The following is a 7216-nucleotide window of genomic DNA, read 5'->3' on the forward strand; positions in this document are numbered from 1 at the left end:
GCACGCTAAGCCGGTTGCAGCGGCCGTAGCGGCCTGAACTTGCCCGCGCCGATCTTGGCGCTGCTGCGCCAGAGGTAATCGCCGGTCAGGTTGATGTGCTCCCAGCCGAGCGGCGACAGGTACTGCAACAGGCCGTCATCGACGGCTTGACCGTGGCCACGCAAGGCGTTCGCGGCCCGCTCCAGATAGACCGTGTTCCATAGCACGATGGCCGCCGTCACCAGGTTGAGGCCGCTGGCCCGGTAGCGCTGCTGCTCGAAGCTGCGGTCGCGGATTTCCCCCAGGCGGTTGAAGAACACGGCGCGGGCCAGCGCGTTGCGCGCCTCGCCTTTGTTCAGCCCGGCATGCACGCGGCGGCGCAGCTCGACGCTTTGCAGCCAGTCCAGGATGAACAGTGTGCGCTCGATGCGTCCCAGCTCACGCAGGGCGACGGCCAGGCCGTTCTGGCGCGGGTAGCTGCCAAGCTTCCTGAGCATCAGCGAGGCCGTCGCCGTGCCCTGCTTGATCGAGGTGGCCATCCGCAGGATTTCATCCCAATGGGCGCGGACGTGCTTGATGTTGAGCGTGCCGCCGATCATCGGTTTCAACGCCTCGTAGGTGGCATCGCCCTTCGGGATGTAGAGCTTGGTGTCGCCCAGGTCACGAATGCGCGGGGCGAAGCGGAAGCCCAGCAGGTGCATCAACGCGAAGACGTGGTCCGTGAACCCTGCCGTGTCGGTGTAGTGCTCCTCGATCCGCAGGTCGGATTCGTGATACAGCAGGCCGTCGAGCACGTAGGTCGAGTCGCGCACGCCGACGTTCACGACCTTGGTGTGGAACGGCGCGTACTGGTCGGAGATATGGGTGTAGAACGTCCGCCCTGGGCTGCTGCCGTATTTCGGATTGATGTGGCCGGTGCTCTCGGCCTTGCTGCCGGTGCGGAAGTTCTGGCCGTCCGACGATGACGTGGTGCCGTCGCCCCAATGCTCGGCGAAGGGATGTCGGAACTGCGCGTTGACCAGCTCGGCCAGTGCCGCCCCGTAGGTTTCGTCGCGGATGTGCCAGGCTTGCAGCCAGGCCAGCTTGGCGTAGGTCGTGCCGGGGCACGATTCCGCCATCTTGGTCAGGCCCAGGTTGATCGCGTCGGCGAGGATCGTGGTCAGCAACAGGTTTTTGTCCTTGGCCAGGTCGCCTGACTTCAGGTGGGCGAAGTGCCGGGTGAAGCCCGTCCATTCGTCTACCTCCAGCAGCAATTCGGTGATCTTGACGTGCGGTAGGATCATCGCCGTCTGGTCGATCAGGGCCTGTGCGGTATCGGGCACCGCCGCATCGAGCGGCGTGATCTTCAGGCCCGACTCCGTGATGATGGCGTCCGGCAGCTCGTTGGCCAGCGCCATGCGGTTGACGGTGGCGAGCTGCGTTTCCAGCAGCGTCAGCCGGTCATGCAGGTACTGGTCGCAATCGGTGGCCACGGCCAGCGGCAATTCGCTGGCCTGCTTGAGGCTGGCGAATTTCGCGGGCGGCACCAGGTAGTCCTCGAAGTCCTTGAACTGGCGCGAGCCTTGCACCCAGATGTCGCCGGAGCGCAGCGCGTTCTTCAGCTCCGACAGCGCGCACAGTTCGTAGTAGCGCCGGTCGATGCCGGTGTCGGTCATCACCAGCTTCTGCCAGCGCGGCTTGATGAACTCGGTCGGCGCGTCGGTGGGCACCTTGCGGGCGTTGTCGCTGTTCATGCTGCGCAGCACCTCGATGGCGTCGAGTACGTCCTTGGCGGCGGGCGCGGCCCGCAACTTGAGCACGTCGAGAAATTCCGGCGCGTAGCGGCGCAGCGTGGCGTAGCTCTCGCCGATGCGGTGCAGGAAATCGAAGTCCTCGGGTTGCGCGAGCCGCTGCGCTTCGGTGACGCTCTCGGCGAAAGCATCCCAGGACATGACGGCCTCGATGGCGGCGAACGGATCGCGGCCCGCTTGCTTGGCCTCGATCAGCGCCTGGCCGATGCGCCCGAACAGCCGCACCTTGGCATTGATCGCCTTGCCGGATGCCTGGAACTGCTGCTGATGCTTGTTCTTGGCGGCATTGAACAGCTTGCCCAGGATGCGGTCATGCAGGTCGATGATTTCGTCGGTGACGGTGGCCATGCCCTCGATGGCGAGCGCCACCAGGGTCGCGTAACGCCGCTGCGGCTCGAACTTCGCCAGGTCGGCGGGCGTCATCTGGCCGCCCTCGCGGGCGATCTTGAGCAGCCGGTTCTGGTGAACCAGCCGCTCGATGCCGGAGGGCAGGTCGAGCGCCTGCCACGCCTTGAGGCGTTCGATGTGTTCCAGCATGTGCCGCGAGTTCGGTTTGACCGGGGATTGCCGCAGCCAGGCCAGCCACGTCGTCTTGCCGTTGTCGCGGCGCTTGAGCAGATCGTCGAGGCGACGGCGATGCACGTCCGTCAGCGGCTCAGCCAAGGCGTCGTAGAGACGCCGGTTGGCGCGGGTAATCGCTTCGGCGCTCGCCCGCTCGACGGCGTTGAGGGCGGGCACAATGACCGACTGCCGCCGCAGGTGCTCGATCAAGGCTCTGGCCAGCACGATGCCCTTGTCGGTTTGCATGGCCAGCTCGGTCAGCAACTGGACAGCCTGCCGGTAGTGGCCAATCGTGAACGGCTGGAAGCCGAACACCGTTTGCAGCTCGACCAGGTGCTCGCGTCGGGTCTGCTCACGCTGCCCGTACTCGTCCCAGCTTTCGATGCCGACCTTGAGCTGGTTGGCGACCAGTCTCAGCAATGGCGGGAACGGTGGCTCATCAGCGCCAAGGATGACGCCGGGAAAGCGCAGGTAGCAGAGCTGCACCGCGAAGCCCAGCCGATTGGCCGGGCCGCGCCGCTGCCGGATGATGGAGAGGTCGCTTTCGCTGAACGTGTAGTGACGGATCAACTCATCCTTGGTGTCCGGCAACGCCAGCAGGCTTTCGCGCTCGGCGGCGGAGAGGATCGAACGGCGGGGCATGCGGTTTCCTTCTTCTTGAAAACGTAGGTTTGTGACAAGCCCGCCAAGGCAACCGGCGCGGCACGGGAATCAAGGCATTGCGATTCTCGAAAATAGTTTTTGAAATTCTATTCTTGATTGCATATCATCTCAACGAGTTTCGATAAGAAAGGATGCGCATGCGACCGTCTGTTGTGCTTGACATGAAGCGAAGCGCAGTGCGTGAAGCGGTAGGCCGCTTTCGCGCCGCGAACCCGCGCGTCTTCGGCTCGGTGCTGCATGGCACCGACCGGGATGGCAGCGACCTCGACCTGTTGGTCGATGCGCTGCCCGGTGCCACGTTGTTGGACTTGGGCGATTTGGAAGAAGAACTGAAATCGCTGCTCGGCGTTGACGTCGATCTGCTGACTCCCGGCGACCTGCCGCCGAAGTTCCGGGCCAAGGTGCTCGCGGAGGCGCAACCGATATGAGCGAGAACCGCCTGCCCGATTACCTCGACCACATTCAGCAGGCCGCAACCGATGCGCGCAGCTTCGTGGAAGGGATGGCCAAGGACGACTTCTTGGCCGACAAGCGCACCCAGCAGGCCGTCATCATGAGCCTGATCGTCATCGGCGAGGCGGCCACAAAGGTGATGGATGGCTACGTCGAGTTCACCCAGGCGCATGCCGACGTGCCGTGGCGCAGCATGCGCAATATGCGTAATCGCATGGCTCACGGCTATTTCGACATCAACCTCGATGTGGTGTGGGAGACGGTACAGGAATGGCTGCCGGCGTTGCTCCAGCAATTGCCCGCCGTGCGTCAGGATGCCGACGATGAAGACCGTAACGACAAAGGCATGGAGCCATGACCAATCAAGCCGCCGATGTTCGGCCCCTCTGGCGTGTTCGATCCCGCGACCTATGAGCCGCGCTCGGGCAAGACCTTCTGGATGGCCGCAACGGACGTGAGTTCGCTGGTGGGCAAGGAGGCAGCAGCCGACACGCTCATCGGCAACTGCACGACCGCACGACCAGCCTCCCGTTCAAATTCGAGTTAGAACTCATATCCAGCCTGTCTGGGGGCACTGTGAAAGAGGGATCTCCGATGACTGTTGAATCGAGAATATTTTCTGTAGCCGAGTATGTTCAGCCGTCCGAAGGCGAGCCTATTCGTTCCGTTGTGCTTGAAACCCGAGACTCAATTATCGTGGTTTGGCATGTCCATCCCGGGCAGGAAATTGCGGCTCACATTCATCCTCACGGCCAAGACACGTGGATTGTTTTGTCGGGAATGGCTGATTACTTTCAGGGCAATGGGATTGTTCGTGCCCTCAGGGAAGGTGAGATAGCCGTGGCAAGACCGGGCCAAGTGCACGGGGCGCGAAATACAGGTACCGAGCCATTTGTGTTCGTCTCGGTTGTGGCATCAGCCAATGCCGGTTTCGTATTGGCTGAGCGATAGAGCCCAATCTCTGGAGTTGGTCCAATGAGCGGTCGGGGAGATAGGTAACAGACATGCAGCGGACACGGCTGCTAAACCAGGTCGCAAACCTCCTTGCGTCGCAGCGTGCCGCAAGCGACGCGATCAATCGAATGGGGTCGGCATGAGACTGAACACCATCCAGTTCCCGACCGCGTAGCCGCCTGTCCTGCCGATCAGGTCTTGACCATCGACGCCTGGGATCAGTCCTGAATGTTCTTGGAGACCACTACGTTATGAGCCGCAGCCGCCGCAAAACACCCATCGTCGGGCACACGACCTGCGGCAGCGAGCGCGAGGACAAGAAGCTCTGGCATCAGCGCTGGCGCACCCGTGAGCGCACGGCGCTGACCAGCGCGTCGCCCGAAGCCCTGAGCGCCCATCTGCCCCTGCTGGAAAACCAGGCCAGCAGCGTCTGGTCGATGGGCAAGGATGGCCGCTCCTACTGGCCCGTCAAGCGCCAGGCCGCCACGGCGGATCGCATCGCCAATCACAAGGGACGCAACCCGCAAGAACGCGCCTCCCTGAAAAAGCGCCTGCTGCGCAAGTGGATGAGCAAATGAAGCTCTCCTTCCATCAGCACATTGCGCTGTTCTGGATGATCGGTGCTCCGGGCGTCTTCGCGCCCGTGATCGAGAACGCCAAGCGGCCCGATGCCGGCGCCGTCATGGCGTGGGGTGTCGCGATCGTGGCGGTGATGATCCTCTTCACCCCTTTGCTGCTGCGCTGTCCACCATTCCGGCGCTGGTATGGCCGGACGGATGCGCTGTCGGAGCGGCAGCGCCAGGCGCTTGCCGAGCGCGGCCTGCGCCGCTACTACCAGACCGCTTTCGATGACGGCTACGTGCCCCGCGTGATGCCCTACGTGTGGCGCATCATCTGGACGGTCGGCGGGTTGATGGCTGTGACCGCCGTACTGCCTACCAACACCGGACGGCCAGCCTTCGATGCCTTGGTGGTCTTCTCGACCTGGTATCCGATAGGCGTGATGCTGCTGGTTTTCGCGTCGAGGCCCCTTGGCCGGTTGATTCGCCAAAGAGCACAGGAGCGGCGGAAATGAGCACGTCAACCATCGAGGCGCTGGCCAGCGCCTGGGCAAGGATTGCCGAGGAAGCGGAATTCCCCGCTGACTACGAGGGGACTGCCACACCACAAGCGCATCGGGCTAGCGAAGCTATTCAGGAGCAGATTCGGGAGCGCATCGTCGCCACCAACGACATGCGGCTGTTCAGCCTGCTGCACCTGCTGGGTCAGGCGTCGCTGCGCATGGAGCAAGCGCTGTGGCCGGAGGATTACGAGCGGATGACGCGCGAGGTTGAGGAAGCCCTGCGGCAAGCCACCGACGCCAACGCCAGATCGTACACCCACGAAGAAGTGATGCAGGCGATGCAGGAACGCATCGACCGGGCGCGAGACAAGCCATGTTGATTGGCTATGCGCGCGTCTCGACGCAGGATCAGAACCTGGAGCTGCAACGCGAAGCCTTGAGCAAGGCCGGATGTAAAAAGGTCTTCGAGGACAAGGTGAGTGGCACGCGGGCAGACCGGCCTGGCTTGGCCAAGACGCTCGAAATGCTGCGCGAAGGCGATACTTTGGTCGTCTGGAAGCTCGACCGGCTGGGCCGGTCGGTCAAGCAACTGGTCGATCTGGTCGGCGATCTGCACAAGCACGGTGTCCAGTTCAGGAGCCTCACCGACTCCATCGACACCGGCACACCATCCGGGCGGTTCTTCTTCCACGTCATGGCGAGCCTTGCCGAAATGGAGCGCGAGCTGACCGTCGAGCGCACCCGCGCCGGGCTGGAAGTCGCCAAGCAGCTCGGCCGCAAAGGCGGCCGCAAGCCGAAGATGACCGACAGCAAGATCGAGTCGGCCAAGAAGCTGCTGGCCAGCGGGGTGCCGCCCAAGGACGTGGCCAAGAACCTCGGCGTGTCCATTCCGACGCTGTACCGCTGGGTGCCAGCCTCCACGCACGCTTAGCGTGCTTTATTTTCCGTTTTCTGAGACGACCCCTGATACGCCGGTTGATCGGGTTGAGCGGGTTTTGCTTGTCGAACAGCACCGCAGGCCCATAGCCCACGATCCGCAACACCTTATCCGGTGCCATGCCGCCTTCCAGCAGGGTGCGACGCGCAGCATTGGCCCGGTCCGTACTCAGCTCCCAGTTGCTGTAACCGATTCTGGACGCATATTGAGCAGTATCGGTGTGGCCGGTGATGGTGATGTGGTTGGGCACCCGGTTGATGTACTGGGCAAGCTCACGCAGGATGCCGACGGTATAGGGCATCAGCTTTGCGCCACCGAGATCGAACATTGGGCGGTTCTGTTTGTCCACGATCTGGATGCGCAGACCTTCAGGCGTGATGTCCAGTAGTAACTGGTCTTTGAACGGCTCCAGCGCCTGGCTCTTGGCGATCGCCTCTTGCAGCTCCTGCATCAGCTGTTCCAGGCGCTTTTTCTCGGCTCCATCGCGTCTGGTGTGGAACGGGCCGCCGGATGATGTCAGCCTTGGCGGATGCAAGAACAACTCTTCACCCAGGCTTTGGGGCTGACGCCGCCGTGGGCGGTAGACAGCGTGTCGTTTCGTCCGGATGAGGGGGCGATCCACTTCGAGGTGTCGTGCGATACGGCCCGGCTGGCCTGTCCGGTCTGCGGGGCGGCGGACCAGCCGGTGCACGACCGGGTGGAGCGCACCTGGCAGCATCTGCACTTCTTCCAGTTCAAGGCCTTCATCCACTGCCGGGTGCCGCGCGTGGCCTGCCGCGAGTGCGGCAAGACCTCGCAGGCGCCGGTGCCGTGGGC

9 protein-coding genes and 1 pseudogene are annotated in these 7216 nt (G+C 63.2%); 8 read left to right on the forward strand and 2 right to left on the reverse strand.

Going from position 1 to position 7216, the window contains the following annotated elements:
- Positions 1-5: 5 nt before the first annotated feature.
- Positions 6-2972, reverse strand: coding sequence for a Tn3-like element ISPa38 family transposase (locus BUA29_RS03755; RefSeq protein WP_003100881.1), 2967 nt, complete (start codon positions 2970-2972; stop codon positions 6-8).
- Positions 2973-3130: 158 nt separating this feature from the next.
- Between BUA29_RS03755 and BUA29_RS03760 the strand changes: the two genes are divergently transcribed.
- The 7 genes from BUA29_RS03760 (at position 3131) to BUA29_RS03790 (ending at position 6394) form a co-directional block, all read left to right on the forward strand.
- Positions 3131-3421: a nucleotidyltransferase family protein gene (locus BUA29_RS03760; protein ID WP_001247892.1), complete on the forward strand. Its 291-nt coding sequence runs from the start codon at positions 3131-3133 to the stop codon at positions 3419-3421.
- Positions 3418-3804, forward strand: coding sequence for a HepT-like ribonuclease domain-containing protein (locus BUA29_RS03765; protein WP_003100872.1), 387 nt, complete (start codon positions 3418-3420; stop codon positions 3802-3804). The genes BUA29_RS03760 and BUA29_RS03765 overlap by 4 nt, the downstream gene beginning before the upstream one ends.
- Positions 3805-4040: 236 nt before the next feature.
- Positions 4041-4397 (forward strand): cupin domain-containing protein, encoded by a 357-nt coding sequence (locus BUA29_RS03770; protein WP_072755296.1) that lies wholly within the window; start codon positions 4041-4043, stop codon positions 4395-4397.
- A gap of 254 nt (positions 4398-4651) precedes the next feature.
- Positions 4652-4978, forward strand: coding sequence for a hypothetical protein (locus tag BUA29_RS03775; RefSeq protein WP_003100858.1), 327 nt, complete (start codon positions 4652-4654; stop codon positions 4976-4978).
- Entirely contained in the window at positions 4975-5475 is a 501-nt protein-coding gene (locus tag BUA29_RS03780; RefSeq protein WP_003100856.1) for a hypothetical protein, read from the forward strand. The genes BUA29_RS03775 and BUA29_RS03780 overlap by 4 nt, the downstream gene beginning before the upstream one ends.
- Positions 5472-5843, forward strand: coding sequence for a hypothetical protein (locus BUA29_RS03785; protein ID WP_003100853.1), 372 nt, complete (start codon positions 5472-5474; stop codon positions 5841-5843). The genes BUA29_RS03780 and BUA29_RS03785 overlap by 4 nt, the downstream gene beginning before the upstream one ends.
- Positions 5837-6394 (forward strand): recombinase family protein, encoded by a 558-nt coding sequence (locus tag BUA29_RS03790; protein ID WP_003100847.1) that lies wholly within the window; start codon positions 5837-5839, stop codon positions 6392-6394. The genes BUA29_RS03785 and BUA29_RS03790 overlap by 7 nt, the downstream gene beginning before the upstream one ends.
- A gap of 34 nt (positions 6395-6428) precedes the next feature.
- Here BUA29_RS03790 and BUA29_RS12390 read toward each other — a convergent pair.
- Positions 6429-6875, reverse strand: a pseudogene (locus BUA29_RS12390) (OmpA family protein); the annotation flags it as partial.
- 54 nt (positions 6876-6929) lie between these two features.
- Here BUA29_RS12390 and BUA29_RS12395 point away from each other — a divergent pair.
- On the forward strand, positions 6930-7216 hold a 287-nt coding region (locus BUA29_RS12395; protein WP_143148790.1), incomplete at its 3' end, for a transposase family protein.

The sequence above is a fragment of the Thermomonas hydrothermalis genome, assembly GCF_900129205.1.
GTDB lineage: Bacteria > Pseudomonadota > Gammaproteobacteria > Xanthomonadales > Xanthomonadaceae > Thermomonas > Thermomonas hydrothermalis.